The sequence below is a fragment of the Hymenobacter cavernae genome (assembly GCF_014641455.1).
GTDB classification, from domain to species: domain Bacteria; phylum Bacteroidota; class Bacteroidia; order Cytophagales; family Hymenobacteraceae; genus Hymenobacter; species Hymenobacter cavernae.
In genome coordinates, this window is sequence record NZ_BMHT01000005.1 from 324409 (window position 1) to 341771 (window position 17363).

At 56.0% G+C, this 17363-nt stretch carries 13 protein-coding genes and 1 tRNA gene; 7 read left to right on the plus strand and 7 right to left on the minus strand.

Going from position 1 to position 17363, the window contains the following annotated elements:
• Positions 1-13: 13 nt before the first annotated feature.
• Positions 14-511, minus strand: a complete 498-nt coding sequence (locus IEX74_RS14930; protein ID WP_188814812.1) for a regulatory protein RecX — start codon at positions 509-511, stop codon at positions 14-16.
• Between the two features lie 318 nt (positions 512-829).
• Here IEX74_RS14930 and IEX74_RS14935 point away from each other — a divergent pair, with 318 nt between their 5' ends.
• Positions 830-1591, plus strand: coding sequence for a ferritin-like domain-containing protein (locus tag IEX74_RS14935; protein ID WP_188814813.1), 762 nt, complete (start codon positions 830-832; stop codon positions 1589-1591).
• Positions 1592-1632: 41 nt separating this feature from the next.
• Positions 1633-2622: a ferritin-like domain-containing protein gene (locus IEX74_RS14940; protein ID WP_188814814.1), complete on the plus strand. Its 990-nt coding sequence runs from the start codon at positions 1633-1635 to the stop codon at positions 2620-2622.
• Between the two features lie 89 nt (positions 2623-2711).
• Here IEX74_RS14940 and IEX74_RS14945 read toward each other — a convergent pair whose 3' ends face one another.
• Complete coding sequence (locus tag IEX74_RS14945) at positions 2712-4319, minus strand: ArnT family glycosyltransferase (RefSeq protein WP_188814815.1); 1608 nt, start codon at positions 4317-4319, stop codon at positions 2712-2714.
• 192 nt (positions 4320-4511) lie between these two features.
• Between IEX74_RS14945 and IEX74_RS14950 the strand changes: the two genes are divergently transcribed.
• The 4 genes from IEX74_RS14950 to IEX74_RS14965 all read left to right on the plus strand — a co-directional run bounded on the left by IEX74_RS14950 (position 4512) and on the right by IEX74_RS14965 (position 13664).
• Positions 4512-7142: a DUF5686 and carboxypeptidase regulatory-like domain-containing protein gene (locus IEX74_RS14950; protein ID WP_188814816.1), complete on the plus strand. Its 2631-nt coding sequence runs from the start codon at positions 4512-4514 to the stop codon at positions 7140-7142.
• Positions 7143-7819: 677 nt separating this feature from the next.
• A complete protein-coding gene (locus IEX74_RS14955) occupies positions 7820-8905 on the plus strand; it encodes an efflux RND transporter periplasmic adaptor subunit (RefSeq protein WP_188814817.1) in 1086 nt (361 codons plus the stop codon).
• Positions 8906-9043: 138 nt separating this feature from the next.
• Positions 9044-12232, plus strand: a complete 3189-nt coding sequence (locus tag IEX74_RS14960; protein WP_188814818.1) for an efflux RND transporter permease subunit — start codon at positions 9044-9046, stop codon at positions 12230-12232.
• Positions 12225-13664: a TolC family protein gene (locus IEX74_RS14965; RefSeq protein ID WP_188814819.1), complete on the plus strand. Its 1440-nt coding sequence runs from the start codon at positions 12225-12227 to the stop codon at positions 13662-13664. Before IEX74_RS14960 ends, IEX74_RS14965 begins: the two co-directional genes overlap by 8 nt.
• Positions 13665-13773: 109 nt before the next feature.
• Here the strand turns inward: IEX74_RS14965 and IEX74_RS14970 are convergent, their stop codons facing one another.
• From IEX74_RS14970 to IEX74_RS14980, 3 genes are read right to left on the minus strand one after another with little or no spacing between them, the layout of a single operon-like run.
• On the minus strand, positions 13774-14046 hold the full coding sequence (locus tag IEX74_RS14970) for a DUF4834 family protein (protein ID WP_188814820.1): 273 nt from the start codon (positions 14044-14046) through the stop codon (positions 13774-13776).
• Positions 14046-14816, minus strand: a complete 771-nt coding sequence (locus IEX74_RS14975) for an FkbM family methyltransferase (RefSeq protein ID WP_188814821.1) — start codon at positions 14814-14816, stop codon at positions 14046-14048. The genes IEX74_RS14970 and IEX74_RS14975 overlap by 1 nt, the downstream gene beginning before the upstream one ends.
• A 46-nt stretch (positions 14817-14862) precedes the next feature.
• Positions 14863-15324, minus strand: a complete 462-nt coding sequence (locus IEX74_RS14980; RefSeq protein WP_188814822.1) for a hypothetical protein — start codon at positions 15322-15324, stop codon at positions 14863-14865.
• Positions 15325-15504: 180 nt separating this feature from the next.
• Between IEX74_RS14980 and IEX74_RS14985 the strand changes: the two genes are divergently transcribed.
• A tRNA-Thr gene (locus IEX74_RS14985) sits at positions 15505-15577 on the plus strand.
• A gap of 109 nt (positions 15578-15686) precedes the next feature.
• Here IEX74_RS14985 and IEX74_RS14990 read toward each other — a convergent pair.
• Positions 15687-16088, minus strand: coding sequence for a cupin domain-containing protein (locus IEX74_RS14990; RefSeq protein ID WP_188814823.1), 402 nt, complete (start codon positions 16086-16088; stop codon positions 15687-15689).
• Between the two features lie 195 nt (positions 16089-16283).
• Entirely contained in the window at positions 16284-17264 is a 981-nt protein-coding gene (locus tag IEX74_RS14995; RefSeq protein WP_188814824.1) for a fatty acid desaturase, read from the minus strand.
• Positions 17265-17363: the final 99 nt, after the last annotated feature.

Here is a 17363-nt window from a genome sequence, read left to right on the forward strand (position 1 = left end):
TAGGTTGCAGAGCTTATTCCTCCGCTTCGGGCGCCTTACCTAGATCGTCGAGCGCTATCTTGATCAGGTCGGCTTCGTAGCCTTTCGCGGTAAGGAAAAGCTGGAGCTTCTGGCGGCGGGCGCGCGGGTTCTTCTCTTTTTCCTGGCGGTCTTTCTTTTCTAATATGTCCACCAGATTCTGGTAGTACTCGTCGCCGTCGATTTCCTTCAGGCCCTGCTTGATGCAGTACTCGGAAATACCTTTGAACTTGAGGTCCTGCACGATACGGCGGCGGCCCCATTTCTTCAGGCGGTATTTGCCGCGCACGTAGCTCTTGGCGTAGCGCTCCTCATCAAGGAGTTTCTCGCGACTCAGCCGGATGATTATCTCGCCGGCCTCGTCTTCATCCAGCCCGTAGCTACGCAGCTTTTCCTCCACTTCTTTCTGGTTGCGCTCCTGATAAGTGCAGAAAGCGGCTATTTTCTGGAGGGCTTCGGGTGGGGTATAGAATTTCTTCGGGGGCTGATTCATTATCCGCAATTAGCGTTCGAGGGGTTCATACTTCGGTAAAGAAACGACGTTGCCGGGTTGTGTTTCGTTCCGTTTCGGACGAGCTATGCTAGGGTAAGATACGTGCGTGCCGCCAATAGTTGCCGTCAATTTATGCGGAACCTAGGTTCGCGTTCTGGTAGCAGCAATCGGCCCCAGACAGGCGCTTGCCGAGCATTGAAAAGCAGGTGAGTACAGGTGTTTCTTTCTAAAACGCGGGGCTACATTGTGAGCCTTCATACACACCTGTTGAAGCCACAAAATCTTCCTGCTTTCCCACTCCACTTCCCACTTCCTGCTATGACGGAATTACCTTTTTCAGGCCCGACGCCTGGCAATGCGGGTTCTCTGCTTACCACTCCCCTCCAACGACGCAGCTTCTTGCGGTACTCCGGGGCCGGTGTGGCCTTGACGGGCCTGCTGCTCGCCGGCTGCGACGATGATGACTCAACCGACCACAGCGCCGCGTTTGTGGACGTGGGCAGCGGCGACCTAGGTGTGCTCAACTATGCCTACGCCCTGGAGCAGCTGGAATATGCATTTTACACGCAGGTGAAAAATGGCGCGTACTACAAAGGGCTGGGAGCCAGCAGCGTAGAAAAGCAGATTCTGGACGACCTGGCTTTTCACGAAAAGGCGCACGTCGATCTTTTCCGCAACGCCTTGGGTTCCAACGCCATCAAAGACCTGGAGCCGGACTTTAGCACCATCAACTTCGATGATCGGAGCATCGTGCTGGGCACCGCCCGCGCCTTCGAAGATACCGGCGTAGCGGCCTACAACGGCGCTGCCCGCTACTTCGAAACCCCTACTTACCTGCCACTGGCGGGCAAAATCGTGTCGGTAGAGGCCCGGCACGCGGCGCTCATTCGGGATATTCTGTCCTTCAATGCCTTCGTGGCGACGGACGTGGTGGATCTGTACACGCCCGCCGCGACGGGCGGTATCGGAGCCGGCGCGGGTTCCGGGTTGGAAAGATCCCTGCGTCCGGCGCTCATTGTCAACGCCGTCAATCAGTACCTGCAAGTGGGCTCGAAGCTCAACGTCAGCAAGTTCGTCTAGCTGGGCAGCGTCCGTTTCCTCTCACTTCATCTTGTCTTCCTATGGATTTCTTTCAACTCCTTTCTGATATTGAAAAAGTAGACCCCGAAGTTTACGAGCGGTTCGACGCGCGTCGGCGCGTGTTCAAGCACTTCGGCGCGATGGGCAAAAAGCTGACGGCCGCGGCCATGCCCGGCCTGGTCAGCGGCCTGTTCAGCAAAGCCTACGGCCAGGCTACCTCACTGCCCGCCGATGTGGTGAACGTGCTGAACCTAGCTTTGAGCCTCGAATACCTGGAGTTTTACTTCTACGATACGGCCCTGAACCGTCCGACCTACGGCCTGCCCACGAGTGCGACGCTCTTCACCACAACTCCTGCTACTGCAACCAGCGAGCGGCAAGGCATCGTCCTCATCCGCAACGACGAGGAAGGCCACATCAAGACGCTGCGGGCGGCGCTGGGCGCAGCGGCTATTCCGGCTCCCGACCGGGCGCTATTCGACTACAGCGGCGGCGCCGGTTCGCTGAAAGGACCATTTGCCGACGTATTTACCAGCTCTGCTACTTTTTACAAAGTGGCGCAATCGTTTGTTGATACCGGCGTGCGGGCTTACAAAGGCGGGGCGCCAACGTTGTTCAACAACAAAGATCTGCTCGAAACGGCGCTGAACATTCACTCCGTAGAGGCGCGGCACTCCTCGCACGTCCGCACAATTCGGCGCGGCAAAGCGGCAAACCTGGATGGGCCACCCGCAGCATTGGCAGCACCTGGCTCACCTGCTACAGCTCCCAAAAGTTGGATTTCAGGCATCGACAACGGTGGTGCGTCGCCCGGTACGACGGTTTCTACGACGCCCATTTACGGGGCTGGCTCACCCGCTACCGATTACCCGGCCGAAAACAACATCGTGCAAGCCGGTCGCACCATCACCAACGACAGTGGCATCAACGACGTCGCGGCTTCCGAAGCTTTCGACGAGCCGCTTGACCCCAAGACGGTCAGGACCATTGCCCGCAACTTCGTCGCTTCGACATCTACGTTATTTACCTAGGTCGGGCAACTCCGTCCCAAATGAAAAGGCAGCTCCCGGGCTGCCTTTTTGCTTGGCAAAAACTTTCGCTTAGATGCTGAGCCTAGGTTTTAGGGGCGGTTTTTACCTTGAGCAGAGTTCTCAAAAGCTTTCGACTTCTGGCTGTCAACCCGCCGGCCCAGCCGCACGCACCAGCAGGGGTCATCTACCCGAGCAGTTGGTTGCAATTCGAAAACGGCGGCCAGCTGCTCCCGAAATTCCGGCCAGCAGCTCAGCACTTGCTGGCCGGAGCTCAGGCTTTTAAACGTATTTGGCGTGGCCGGCCGAATTGACACCGCGAGCGGGTAAGTGGCTGGTAGCGTGAGCAGATAAAAATCAAGGCAGCTATTGAAGTCTTCCCGCACCAACAAGAGGTTTGCAGTGGGCAGCGTTGCTTGTTGCAGCTTGCGCAACGCTAGGCGGTAAGCCATGTAGGAGTTATAGCGCCGCGCCTCGTTGAGGTGGTTGTGGGAGTGCCACAAGACCGCTGCTTCCGCTCCGATAAGCAGCAAAATACCTAGGTTCCAAGTAGTTCGAAAGCCTTGCCAGCGACTGGCGCCATAGTCGCGCAGCGCCCACAGCAAACCGGCTATTATCAAGGCTAAAAACGGCAGCACCTGCGCCGCATAAACCGGCGTACGCGTTTTAGCCAGCATCAATAACACCAGCACGCCGGCCACTTGCCAGCACAGAAAACCTAGATAACGCGGCAAAACCCGTGCGGGCAACACGGCCACGCAGCCCATCAGCACCGGCGACCACAGCGAGAGATACGGATAGAATAGGTCGCGCAGGTAGCTCCACCACGGATTGAACATGGGTGTTAGCGGCTGGCCGAACCGCCCGACCCAATCGTTGTGCCACGTAGCAGCCAGGTAGCCGGGACTAGCTTGTTCGCGCACAATGTAGTACACCAGTAGCGGCACAAAACCTAGCCCTGAAGCCAACCACACCCGCGCCTGGCGCAGTACGGCCCGATGCTTCCAGAACACATAAATACCCAACGCCGGTAAGGGCAAACAGGCGGCCGCGCATTTAGCAAGCAGTGCTAAAGCCAATCCAACTAAAGTCAAGCTCAGATAACCAATGCGTTGCGTATGCAGATACGCCCAGCAGCTCAGCACATAAACCGTGATAAAGAGGGCCAGCGGCGCGTCATAATCGCCGGAGCGCGCCACATGCTCCCCATTGAACAGCGGCATGGTAGCCAGAATCAACCCGCTTAGCACGCCTACCCCAGGATTCTTCAGCACGCTCCAGCCGAAATAAACCAGAAAACAGACAGTTAGCCAACCGCTCACCGCTGCTGGCAGCCGTATGGCCACCTCGGTGGGGCCTAGCACGCGCATACCAAGGGCTTGCAGCCACGGCATGAGCGGCGGCTTGGTATTCCACAGATCGGGCGGCGCAATAGGGCGCGCCACCCGCCACGGCCCGCTACGCGCGGGTTGTGGGGCCGTCCAGGCGGCAAGTGCCTTCGGACCCAGGTGACCCGGTTCGCCATCGGCGCGCATCGTCAGCCAATCGCCGGTGCGCAGAATCCAGGCGGAGTTTACGGCCACCCGGGCCTCATCCCACAGAAAAAGCGGCATTTTACCTAGGTCGTGGAAAAACAAGGGAGCCACCGCTAACAGCAGTGCCGCCACCAGCACCCGCAGAGAAGTTTTACTTAGAGGCATGCAACGCGAACGAGCCTGAGTGACTCGGAAGGCTCAAAGGTAGAAGAGGAACCTAGGTACTTCGGCACGCCAGCGGCTTCTTCGCGGCGGTCATACGTTATCCTTTCAATAAACCTAGGTTACCGGAAACACTGGCTGCCGGTTTCTCTTTACCTTCACAAAGCCCGACTGCGGTATCTTCTGCTATTTCCTATGACGCGTATCCTTTTACTATGTCTGCTGCTGCTGTTGGCTGCTTCCACCGTACAGGCCGGCGTTGTGCGGGGGCACATCACGAATCCGGGCGGCGAGGCCCTGGCTTTCGCCAACGTGGCAGTGCGCACTACCTCGGTCAGCACGGCCACCAACGAGCAGGGTAACTATCAAATCCGGCTCAACCCCGGCCGCTACGAGCTGGTGTTTCAATATGTGGGCTATCGGCCGCACACCGAATTGGTGCAGGTTGCCGGCGGTGATACGGCCACGGTGCTCAACGTCACGCTGACTTCCGAGAGCTACAAGCTGAACGAAGTGGTGGTGCGCGCCACTGACCGCGACCCGGCCTATACCATTGTGCAGCAGGCAATTCAGTGGCGGCACTATCATCAGCGAGAGGTGGCAGCCTTTAAAGCGCGGGTGTATATCAAGGCCCTGGGCCGCCTGACGGATGTGCCGGGCAAAATCCTAGGTTTGATGAAGGTGGGTCCTGACCTAAAGCCGGGCATTTTCTACCTCTCCGAATCGGTATCGGAAATGACGTTTCAGCAGCCCAATGTGGTACGGGAACGGATGATTTCCTCCCGCGTGAGCGGCGACTCGAAAGGCATCAGCTTCAACCGGGCCGGCTCGGGTCGCGACCTGAACTTCTATAACAACGTGGTAAACAGCGGTTTTTCGGAGCGGCGCTTTGTGTCGCCCATTGCCGCTAATGCCATGTTCTACTACAAATACGAGCTAGCCGGCACCAGTCAGCAGGGCGGGCTGCTGGTGCATAAGATTCGCGTGATTCCGAAGCGGCGCAACGACCCCGTGTTTTCGGGCTACATCTACATCGTGGATGGCACCTGGCGGCTGCATTCCCTGGCCCTTGATCTAACGAAAGATGCGCAGCTCGACTACCTCGACAGCTTTCACCTGGAGCAGATTTTCGCGCCGGCGCCGGGCCCTTCCGATGTGTGGGTGATGCAGTCGCAGAAGGCAACGCTAGCGCTTTCCGGCCTGGGTTTTAAGGGCAACGGCTATATCACGGCCGTATTGTCGAACTACCAGGTGACGCCTACGTTCCCAAACCGACCCGCGCCTACTCCTATGCCCACCGCACCAGCCGCCCAGCCGGAAACACCCGCGCCCGTAGTTCGGGAGACCATAGCCGACGTGAAGAAGCAGAAACCCAGGGTGCGCGACCTAGCAAAGCAGGTGCGCAAAGGCATTCAGCGCGCTGAGAAGGACAGTCTTAGCGGCCAGTCAATCGGACTGCGCCGGGGCGAAGTAATGCGCGTCGATAAGGGCGTGAACGAGCGCGACTCCGGCTACTGGGCAACGGTGCGCCCCATTCCATTGACGGAAGAGGAGAAGGTGGATTACCACGTAAAAGACAGCACCGAAACCATCCGCAACTCCCGGCCTTATCAGGATTCTCTCGACCGCAAGCGCAATGAGTTTGAGCCGCAAAAGCTGCTGCTGGGCGGCTACACGTACTCGAACACCTTCCGCAAACGACAGTTTTATGTCGCGCCGATATTCAACATCCTGCAATACAACACTGTGGAAGGCGTGGTGGCCAACCCACACGCGACCTACACCCAGGATACCGACGACCGACGCCGGTTCTCCGTCACACCTAGCCTTCGCTATGGCTTTGCCAACAAACTATTCAGTCCCAGCCTTGTAGCGAGCTGGCAGCACGACCCTGTGAAGCTAGCCCGCGTGACGTTCAATGTGGGCCGCACCATCGAGAACTTCGACCCGAATAGCCAGCTTACACCCTTCATCAACACGGCCTACACGCTGCTGGCTAACCGCAACTACGCCAAATACTACCGGCGCGAGGGTGCAGCAGTAAACTACGCCCGCGAAATCACGAACGGCCTTACGCTGCAAGGCACGCTCAGCTACTACGACCGGCGGGAGCTGCAAAATGCCACCATCGATCTGCTGCGCGATGTTCGGGGCCGCGCTTTCACGTCCAATCTACCCTTCAACGAAGAATCACCCACCACGAGCTTCGACCGCAACCAAGCGCTTACGTTTGAGCTAACGGGCTCGTTTACACCCGGTCAGCGCTACGTTACGCGCCCGGATGGCAAGTATAACTTCCGCTCCAAATACCCCACGCTGCGCTTCACCTACCGCCAAGGCCTCCCCGACGTGCTAGGTTCCGATGTGCGCTACACCCTGCTCGCCGCCGGCCTCAACCAGAACATCAGCATGGGGTTGCTCGGCAACGGCAGCTACAACGTCGCGGCCGGCGGCTTCCTAGGTCAGCCGCGCTTGTCCTTTATGGATTACCGGCACTTCTCCGGCAACCAGACCTTCTTCGCCAGCAACTTCGCGCAGTTTCAGCTTCTGGATTATTACCGTTTCAGCACACGCCAGCGCTACGTGGAAGCACACTACAATCAACACTTCAACGGCTTCTTCCTAAACAACATCCCGCTGCTGCGGCGCCTAAAGTGGCAGGAAGTTGCCTCCTTCAACTACCTACACACGCCACAAGCCGGCCACTACGTAGAGCTAGGTGTAGGTATTGAGCACATCTTCACGTTGTTGCGCGTCGACTTCTACACCGCTCTGCAATCAGGCCGCAAGCTGGATTCAGGTTTTCGCGTTGGAATAGGGTTTTAAGACCTAGGTTTCAGAGTAGCGCGAAGCGGAAGCTAGCTATTCAATGAGCGCACACGCTTATACCATAAAGCAATCGTAGCTAGATCTTGCGCCTTGCCACAAGCGCAAGATCTAGCTACGATTGCTTTAGCATTGCCCTAGTCAGACACTAGCCTAGCTCGACTATTCAATAGCCTTGCAAAGCCCGATTTCACCGGACAAAAACGACTGAAATTCGCAGCTCAAACTACCTCCGAAAGGCCTTCGGCACAGTATAGAATTTTGCTTGTGTTTGTCGCGCCCTTCATATCGTCTTCATGTCGCGATACGTGTTTTGCACCACTCAGCAACAACACAAGCTTTGCAGCGTCGCCATTTCCCTCGATTCTTTTTCCAAAACATTGCATTAGCACCGGCATTTTCGCTGGCGCTCAATGGCGTCGCACGAGCAAAGCTTTCTGCGAAGCATGTATAGATACGAATTAGACAACACCGCTCATTCAGTGGATTTTATGGTTTGGCAACAGCAATTATCGGATTGCCAACGAGCCAACCAACGGCAGAGAAGGCTGACGCATCGATTAGCGCAGGCTCCTAACGCACCGCCCACTGTTCAGCGCTCTTCTCCCCAGTAGTATATCCTAGTTTAAAACATTTCCTGGACGCCACTAGGCGCCTATCATTGCACTTAACGTTTTATGAAAAGAATTTTCACGCTCATGGTTATGGGCTTAGGTATCTCGTACTTCAGTACGAGCTGCTCGGACAAGAAAGAGGAAAAGGAAGAAAAGGTCAAATTCTTAGTCACCAGTCCTTTGCAGAAGGACACGACCCTGACTAAAGAGTACGTAGCGCAGATCCACTCCATCCAGCACATTGAAATGCGGGCACTGGAAAAAGGCTATCTGCAAAAGATTTTTGTCGACGAAGGGCAGACCGTTAAGAAAGGCCAGCTCATGTTTCAGATTATGCCGCTGATTTACCAGGCAGAACTGAAAAAATCGCAGGCGGAAGCCAATTACGTGAATCTGGAATACCAGAACACGAAACGACTGGCCGATAACAACGTAGTGTCTAAGAACGAGTTAGCCCTGGCAGAAGCCAAGTACGATAAGGCCAAAGCCGAAGTCTCGCTGGCGCAGACGCACCTAGCTTTCACGACCATCCGGGCTCCTTTCGACGGCATCATGGACCACTTCCAGGGGCGGCTCGGTAGCTTGGTGGATGAGGGCGACTTGCTGACCACGCTCTCCGACAACAGCAAAATGTGGGTGTACTTCAACGTGCCGGAAGCCGAATACCTAGCTTATAAGCAGCACACCAAAGGCGACAGCGCCATGAAGGTGAATCTGAAGATGGCCAACAACGAGGTGTTTTCGCACCCTGGCGTGGTACAAACCATTGAGGCTGACTTCAATAATGAAACCGGCAACATCGCCTTCCGGGCCACCTTCCCCAACCCCAAAGCCTTGTTGCGCAACGGCGAAACCGGCAGCGTGCTGATGACCGTGCCGATGAAAAACGCCTTGATCGTGCCGCAGAAAGCCACCTTTGAGGTGCTGGAAAAGAAGTTCGTGTACGTGGTCGACAAGAACAATGTGGTGCACCAGCGCGAAGTGACCGTCTCGGCCGAAATGCCCGATCTATACATCGTCAAAGGCCTAGGTGCCGGCGACAAAATCATGCTCGAAGGCATCCGGAAAGTGAAGGACGGCGACAAGATCGAATTCGCCTACCAAGATCCGAAGACGGTGATTTCCCACCTGAAAGTGTACTCCGAGTAGGGCTGACGGACTTCAAAAAAGAACGTCATGCTGAGCTTGTCGAAGCATCTCTACCGCCAAAGTAGATGATTAGCCCTGCGGTAGAGATGCTTCGACAAGCTCAGCATGACCGCCCCTTAGCTTTAATATAGCAAAACTATGTTTAGTAGATTCCTTCGTCGGCCAGTGTTTGCCATCGTTATATCGGTGGTAATCATGTTCTTGGGTATCCTGGCCATTAATACGCTACCCAACTCCCAGTTCCCGGAGATTTCGCCGCCCATGGTAATGGTGAGCACGGCATATCCGGGCGCCAGCGCCAAGGTGCTCACCGAATCGGTGCTCATCCCGCTCGAGCAGGCCATCAACGGCGTGCCCGGCATGAAGTACATGACTTCTGACGCGGTGTCGGCCGGTGAGGCCAACATCCAGATCGTGTTCAACCTAGGTACCAACCCCGAGCAGGCGGTAGTAAACGTAAACACGCGTATCGCCCAGATCCTGAACCGATTACCGGTGCTGGTACAACGCGAAGGCGTAGTGGTAAACCGCGTGGTGCCGAACATGCTGATGTATGTGAACCTGTACAGCAAGGACAAGAATACCGACATGCGGTACTTGTTCAACTATGCTGGGGTAAACATGCTGCCCGAAATTCAGCGCATCGACGGTATTGGTCGCGCCAGCATCCTAGGTAGCCGCCAGTACGCCATGCGCGTGTGGCTGAAGCCAGACCGCATGCGGGCCTACAACCTATCTGTAGACGACGTGATGGAGGCTTTGAACGACCAGAGCGTTATTGGCTCGCCGGGTCGTATCGGCCGTTCCGACGGTAAGGAAGCCTCTGCCTTGGAATATGTGTTGACTTACCAGGGCCGCTTCAGCGACGTGGAGCAGTATAAGAACGTTATCATCAAGGCCAACGCCAACGGTGAAACACTGCGCCTCAAAGACGTGGCCAATGTGGAGCTAGGTTCGGAGTTCTACGACATCTACTCCAACCTCGATGGCTACCCTTCAGCGGCTATCATGCTGAAGCAAACCTATGGTTCGAACGCCAGTGATGTAATCAAAAGCGTGAAAGCCAAGCTGGATGAGCTGAAGAAGACCATGCCGCCCGGCATGGACTACAAGATCAGCTACGACGTATCGAGCTTCCTTGACGCCTCGACGGAGAACGTAATTCACACTCTACGTGACGCCTTCATATTGGTGGCCATTGTGGTGTTCCTGTTCCTCGGCGACTGGCGCTCTACCCTCATTCCGATCATCGCCGTGCCGGTGTCGCTGGTAGGTGCGTTCATCGCCATGCAGGCCTTCGGGATGACCATCAACATGATTACGCTGTTCGCCCTGGTACTAGCGATTGGTATTGTGGTCGACGATGCCATTGTGGTGGTGGAAGCGGTGCACGCCAAGATGGAGGAAAAGCACCTCTCGCCCTATGGTGCGGTGCGCGAAGTAGTAGGCGAAATCAGCGGCGCTATCATCGCCATTACCATCCTGATGACGGCCGTATTCGTACCGGTAGCCTTCATGAGCGGTCCGGTGGGTATCTTCTACCGCCAGTTCTCTATTACGATGGCTTCATCTATTGTTATTTCTGGTATCGTGGCCTTGACGCTGACACCGGTGCTGTGCGCCATGATCCTGAAGAACAACCACGGCCAGCCACGGAAGAAGACTCCCATCAACCGCTTCATCGACTGGTTCAACCGTGGCTTCGAGCGCCTGACTGGTCGCTACACCAACTTGCTGGAAAAGGTAGTTGACCGTCGTATCCTCACCTTCGCTATTCTGATAGCTTTTGGCCTAGGTATCTTCGGCATCTCCTCGACGCTGCCGTCGGGCTTCATCCCCGCCGAAGACCAGGGCATGCTCTACGCCATCATCCAGACGCCTCCCGGCTCGACGCTAGAACGCACCAACGCCCTCTCGCAACAGCTCTCCAAGCTATCGGAGAAAGTACCCGGTATCGAAAGCATTTCGTCGCTGGCTGGTTATGAGGTACTTACTGAGGGTCGTGGCTCCAACGCTGGCACCCTGCTGATCAGCCTCAAGCCGTGGTCGGAGCGGAAAGAATCCGTTCACGATATCATCATGAGCTTGGAAGAAAAGGCGAAGGAAATTCCGGGCGCGACCATCGAATTTTTCGAGCCACCGGCAGTACCGGGCTACGGCGCCGCAGGTGGTTTCCAGCTCCAATTGCTCGACAAAACCGCTACTGGCGACTACAAAGCGCTGGAAAAGGTGAACGAGGACTTCATGGCGGAATTGAAAAAGCGCAAGGAACTGGCTGGTCTGTTCACCTTCTTCTCGGCCAACTATCCGCAGTACGAATTGCAGATCGACAACCAGCTGGCTATGCAGAAAGGTGTGAGCATCGGCAATGCCATGAACACGCTCTCCATCATGATCGGCTCGACGTATGAGCTAGGTTTTATCAAGTACCAGCGCTTCTTCAAGGTGTTCGTGCAGGCTTCGCCGGAGTACCGCCGCTTGCCCAAGGACGTGCTCGACATGTGGGTGAAAAACGACAAAGGCGAAATGGTGCCGTTCTCGGCCTTCATGAAGATTGTGAAGAGCCAAGGCGCCAACGAAATTAACCGCTACAACATGTACCCTACGGCTTCCATCCGCGGCGACGCGGCCCAAGGTTTCAGCTCGGGTGAGGCTATTAAGGCCGTGCAAGAAGTAGCAGCCAAGACCCTGCCCCGCGGCTACGACATCGACTGGGGTGGCTTGTCGAAAGACGAAGTAGGCCGCGGCAACGAAGCCGTGTACATCTTCCTCGTGGTACTAGCCTTCGTGTACCTGGTGCTAGCCGCGCAGTACGAAAGCTTCCTGCTGCCACTGGCCGTAATCCTCTCGCTGCCCGCCGGTGTGTTCGGCTCCTTCCTGCTCATCAAAACGATGGGCCTGGCCAACAACATCTACGCTCAAGTAGGCTTGGTGATGCTAGTGGGTCTGCTAGGTAAGAACGCGGTACTGATCGTGGAATTTGCGGTGCAGAAGCATGAGGAGGGTATGTCGGTTCGCGACGCAGCTATTGAAGGTGCCAAGGTGCGTTTTCGTCCGATCCTCATGACTTCCTTCGCATTTATCGCCGGTCTGATTCCGTTGGTCATTGCCCACGGCGCTGGTGCTATCGGCAACCGCACCATCGGTACGTCGGCCCTCGGTGGCATGCTGTTCGGTACTGTCTTCGGGGTGATTATTGTGCCGGGCCTATACTACATCTTCGGCACCTTGTCGTCGGGTCGTAAGCTGATTGGGGACGAAAACGAACATCCTTTATCGGAGTTTGAGCCCCATGTTTTAGTTGAAGAAGTTGAGACTCATGCTTAAAAGACAGATTTATAAATACCTAGGTGCAGCCTGTCTGTCGTTAGCTGTTGGGGCTTGTAAAATGCCGGAGTTGGTCGTAAAAAACGAGAGCCGGCGCGTTCCGACCAGCTACAACAACGCAGCTGCTCAGGATACTGCTAGCACGGGAAGGGTTCAGTGGAAGCAATTTTTCACTGATCCTAACCTAGCCTCTCTGATCGACACCGCGCTGCAAAACAATCAGGAGCTGAACATTGCATTGCAGGAAATTCAGATTGCCCGCAATGAAGTTCAAATCCGCAAAGGTGAGTACCTGCCCTTCGTTGGCCTAGGTGCCAGGGCTGATGCCGCACGGCCGGGTCGGTACACGCTCCAGGGTGCGACGGAAGAGGAAATCAACATCAAGCCGGAGCACCGCAACCCCGAACCGCTCCAGAACTACCAGATCGGTGCTTTTGCTAGTTGGGAAGTGGACATTTGGCACAAACTGCGCAATGCCCGCAAATCAGCGGCTCTGCGGTACCTAGCTACCGTCGAAGGTCGGAACTTCACGGTGACGAACCTGATTGCTGAAATTGCCAACTCGTATTATGAGCTCCTGGCGCTCGATAATCAGTTGGCCATTGTCAGGCAGAACATTGAGCTTCAAACCAATGCCCTAGCTTTGGTACGACTCCAAAAGGAATCGGCCCGGGTGACGGAGCTAGCTGTTCAGCGTTTTGAAGCCCAGGTGCACAACACCCGCAGCCTGCAATACAACATTCAGCAGCGCATCACCGAAACCGAGAACCGGATCAACTTTCTGACGGGCCGGTACCCACGCCCGATTGTTCGGAACGACGCGTCGTTCAACGACTTGGTGCCCACCACCATTCAGACGGGTGTTCCCGCGCAGCTCATGCTCAACCGACCCGATATCCGGCAGGCGGAGCAGAATCTGGCGGCGGCGAAGCTGGATGTGCAGATAGCACGCGCCAACTTCTATCCGGCGCTACGCATCACGGGTTCGGCAGGTTTTGAGGCGTTCAAGCCCGCCCTGTTGTTCACGACACCCGAATCGATGCTGTACTCGCTGGCCGGTGATTTGGTAGCTCCTTTGGTTAACCGGAACGGCATCAAAGCCGTGTATGGCAATGCCAATGCCCTGCAAACCCAGGCGGCGTACAACTACGAACGGACCGTGCTGAACGCCTACGTGGAGGTAGCCAACGAGCTAGCTAACATCAATAACCTGGCAAGTAGCTACAACGAAAAGGCCCAGGAAGTGCAGAACTTAAACCAGTCTGTCGCCATTTCCAACAACCTTTTCCGGTCCGCCCGCGCCGACTACACGGAAGTTCTGTTCACCCAGCGCGACGCTTTGGAATCGAAATTCGACCTGATCGAAACCAAGATGCAGCAGCTGAATGCCATGGTCAATGTGTACCGGGCTTTGGGCGGCGGCTGGCAATAATACCAAAGTAAGCGCTGCCGCAACCTAGGTGCGCTTACCCGCCCAACAAATGAAAGAGCCTCCTGCTGTTAGCAGGAGGCTCTTTCGTTTTTACACGGAATAGAGTAAGCTACTTTACTTCCTCAAAATCAACGTAGTCGCCGCCCTTGAAGTCCTTCGGCTGCGGTGCCTTCTGCTTGGGTGGCACGTACTCTACGCGCACTTCGCCGGGTGCGGGCCCCGAGCTAGGTGGCGGGCTGAAGGGCGAGCCCCCGCCGAACTGCTGCTCGAAACGGCGGGTTTGTTTCTGCACGAGGCTGCCCACGAGCAGCCGCAACACCACCGGCACTACGAAGCGCATGATAAAGGAGACAACAAGTAAGGTGAGCAGGAATTTGGCCATCAGGAAGCGACGGGTGCCGCAGTCGTAACAGGTTGAAAGTAAAAATCGGCGGTAACGGCGCTTTCCAACTGCGCCGTCGTGCATGGTACAAGTTCAGAACGCTCCGACAGCACAAATGGTTTGTAACCTAGCTTTTCCAGGAGCGCAACCACATTGCGGCGGTTCTCCAGCCCATTTAGCTCCGTTTGGATGAGCGGGCGAAAACGACGTAGCGTGTTCTGTAAGTGGCGGAACACCTCGTATTCGAAGCCTTCTACGTCGCACTTCACAAAGTCGAGACGGGCTAGGTCAGCCAGCAGCTCATCCGGCACGCGCATCGGCACCTCGTAGGTGCGAGCGTAGGTTTCGTCGGGGTTGCTGGCGGCAATCTTGGTCATGCCGTGGTGAAGCAGGCCGTTGCGCTCGGGCGTGCCCATCTGCACGGTAGTGTTCTGGCTACCCAGAGCGTAGGGCAAAAGCGTCAGGTTATCGTAGCCGCTCAGCCGCACGTTGTCCTTCCAGATGCTTTGGAATGTCGGAATTGGCTCTACAGCCAGCACTTTGCCCTGCGCGCCAACCAGCCGCGAAAGCGCCACGGAGTAGTACCCTAGGTTGGCGCCGATATCAAGGCAGACAAAGCCGGGCCGAACAATCCGTTCCAGAAAAAACAGCTCTGGATACTTGGCCTTGCCCCAACCAGCACCCACCAGCCGCAGATACACGCGACTTACAAGTCGGATATAACGTTCGAAGCCGAGCGCGCGGACCAGCAGTTTGCGGAGTTCTTTCATCGTGGCCGCAAAGGTAGCATACCACAACGGCTCTGCCGAAGCGTCGCTACTTGCGGGCCTTGCTCCACAGCCGCGAAGCCCCGGCCGCTGCCAGGCCACCCACTAGGTACCAGGCAACGGTCATGAGCTTCGTTTGGGGCGTGCGGTTGCTGGGCGCTTCGCCGAGACCCAGCGGGCCGGGCAGCACCACGCCGCCCACACCAGCCGCCAAACCTAGCAGCGCCCCCCTTTGCCAAACGCCTTTTCCACTACCGATAAAGCTGTAATACAAGCCATTAGTCAGAATGTCGCTGGCCATCGTCACGTTGAACAACGTATCACGATCCGGCTGCGGGGCATCGGCCTTGTCCAGGATTTTGCGCAAAGCCCGCATACCTAGGATGTCCATACGCGGCGCAATTTCGGGCGCGATGTGCCGGGCATTTTCGTGCAGCAGCGTGAGAACAATGGAGCCGGCAAAACCGCTGAACAGGGCCTGCGGTAAGTTGCCGGAAGATTTTTTTTTCATAGCGAATCAGGAAGTAGTCAGGCAGATGAACTACCTAGCCAACCAAACGAGCAAGCACTCTGTGGCGTTGCGCGAAGTTCTCGAAACGGGTAACAGAAATTTTTACGCCGTATCCTTGTGCCTTTTTACACAGCTTGCCTATCTTTGCAGCCCTAAGTAGCGCCGGCTGCTTAGCTATCAGCCTTCTTAGCTCAGTTGGTAGAGCAGCTCATTCGTAATGAGCAGGTCGCAGGTTCGAGTCCCGTAGAAGGCTCAGAAAGTCCCGAAAGGTTGCAACAAATGCACTTTTCGGGACTTTTTGCTTTTAGGCATTTGTAGTTCTCAATTATTCGCGAGCTGCCATACAGCCTCAGAAACCTAGGTTACTGATTGCTTCCCGACTGCTGGTGCAGGTTTTCCAGCCCCAGACGCTGCATGGTTTCGCCTTCGAAGTCAAACTCAATCATCACGGCAGGTTCGTTGCCCAGTACCCAACCATCGTGGCCGGGCGTAATGACCACGACCTGTGGCGCTGTGAACGTTTCAGCGGCTCCATCGGCGTATTCAATGCGTAGCTGTCCTTGCGCCAAAAAACCAACATGTGCGTGCTGGCACAGCTCGGTCCCGACAATCGGCTTCATATTCCGCGACCAGCGGAAGTCGGGCGGATATACCACGCGCTTCACTCGGGCAGCCCCGGCCCGCATGAAATCCAACTTTACACCACCGACTTCGCGGTGTTCGGCGCCAGCCATAGGCGCCATCAGAAGATCAGCTGGATTCATAGAACAGGAATTAACGAGGTGGGAGATAAGTGCAAGACCGATAGCTAAATATAGAAATAACCGGCATACTTATGCTGTGCTCGTAAATCGCTAGGCTCCGCCTACAACGAAGGAGCCGCCTCAGATGAATCTGAGGCGGCTCCTTCGTTTTTACTTTCTGAACAGACCTAGGTCGTAGGCTTGAGCAACCTAGGTTTAATGCGAGGCGGAAGCCGTTTCCCGTTGGTCGCGGCGTGGGCGCGTAATCCGGGAGTAAAGGCTGATTTCCTGGTCGAACACGAAGCGCAAGAACAGCTTGGTGTAAGACGTGTGATGCAGCAGCGGCTCGTAAAACTCAGGCGCCAAGGCCTTTAGCTCCGGCAGCTTCGTCCAGGGCACGGAAGGCAAATCGTGGTGCTCGTTGTGGAAACCCACGTTGAGGTTGATGCCGTTCAGGCGACCGTAGTAGCTATAGGTTTCCTGCTCCGGGTCGAGTGTGAGGTAGTGCTCCTGAATCCAGCGGGCACCCAGCGGGTGGAAACCAACTGAAAACCAGAAGCTCATGAACAAATACAGCAGCGCCGGCCAGCCAAAGAAATACACAATAGCCACGTCGAAGGCGAGCTGCGCGGCAATGTTGGCCACTACGTAGCGGTCAACGGCGGCTACTTCGCGGCAGCGCAGCGTGCGAATAACCTGAAACAACGGGAAAAAGAACAGCCAGATGGCTTTTCCAATCGAGTAGTTCCGGATCAATTTGGCCTCGTACCAATCGGGCAAATCGGCATCCAGCTCGTGCACGCCCTGGTGAACGTGGTGCTGCAAGTGGAAGTTCTTGAACGAAATAGCCGTGGGCACCACCGTCGGGAAGTTGGCGAAGATGCCGGCCGCCGTGTTTTGCCACGTCTTCTTAAAAATCAGATTGTGAGCCGCTTCGTGAATCGTGACAAAAAGCGTGTGCGAGAAAAAGGCTCCACCAAAATAAGCCACCAGCAAAATCCAGTACCAGGCCAGGTCGGATACCAGATACGCCAGCAGCACCTGCGTTGCTACGCATCCCACCATCACGGCAAAGGTGACGGGCGCTTTCGTAATCAGGCTTCGGGCTTCCGGGTGTGCTTTAAGAAGTTGCTTCGCCCGCCCACGATGTGGCTCATGGGAATTGACAAGCGTGAAAGAAGCTGGCTGTGGAGGCATGGGACCGGGCAGGTAAGAGGTAGCGGCAGACAGCTGCCAATAAGGATAAGGTAATTACGTCGGGCGGAGACCTGATTTCTTGTTATTTAGCAAAGTTAG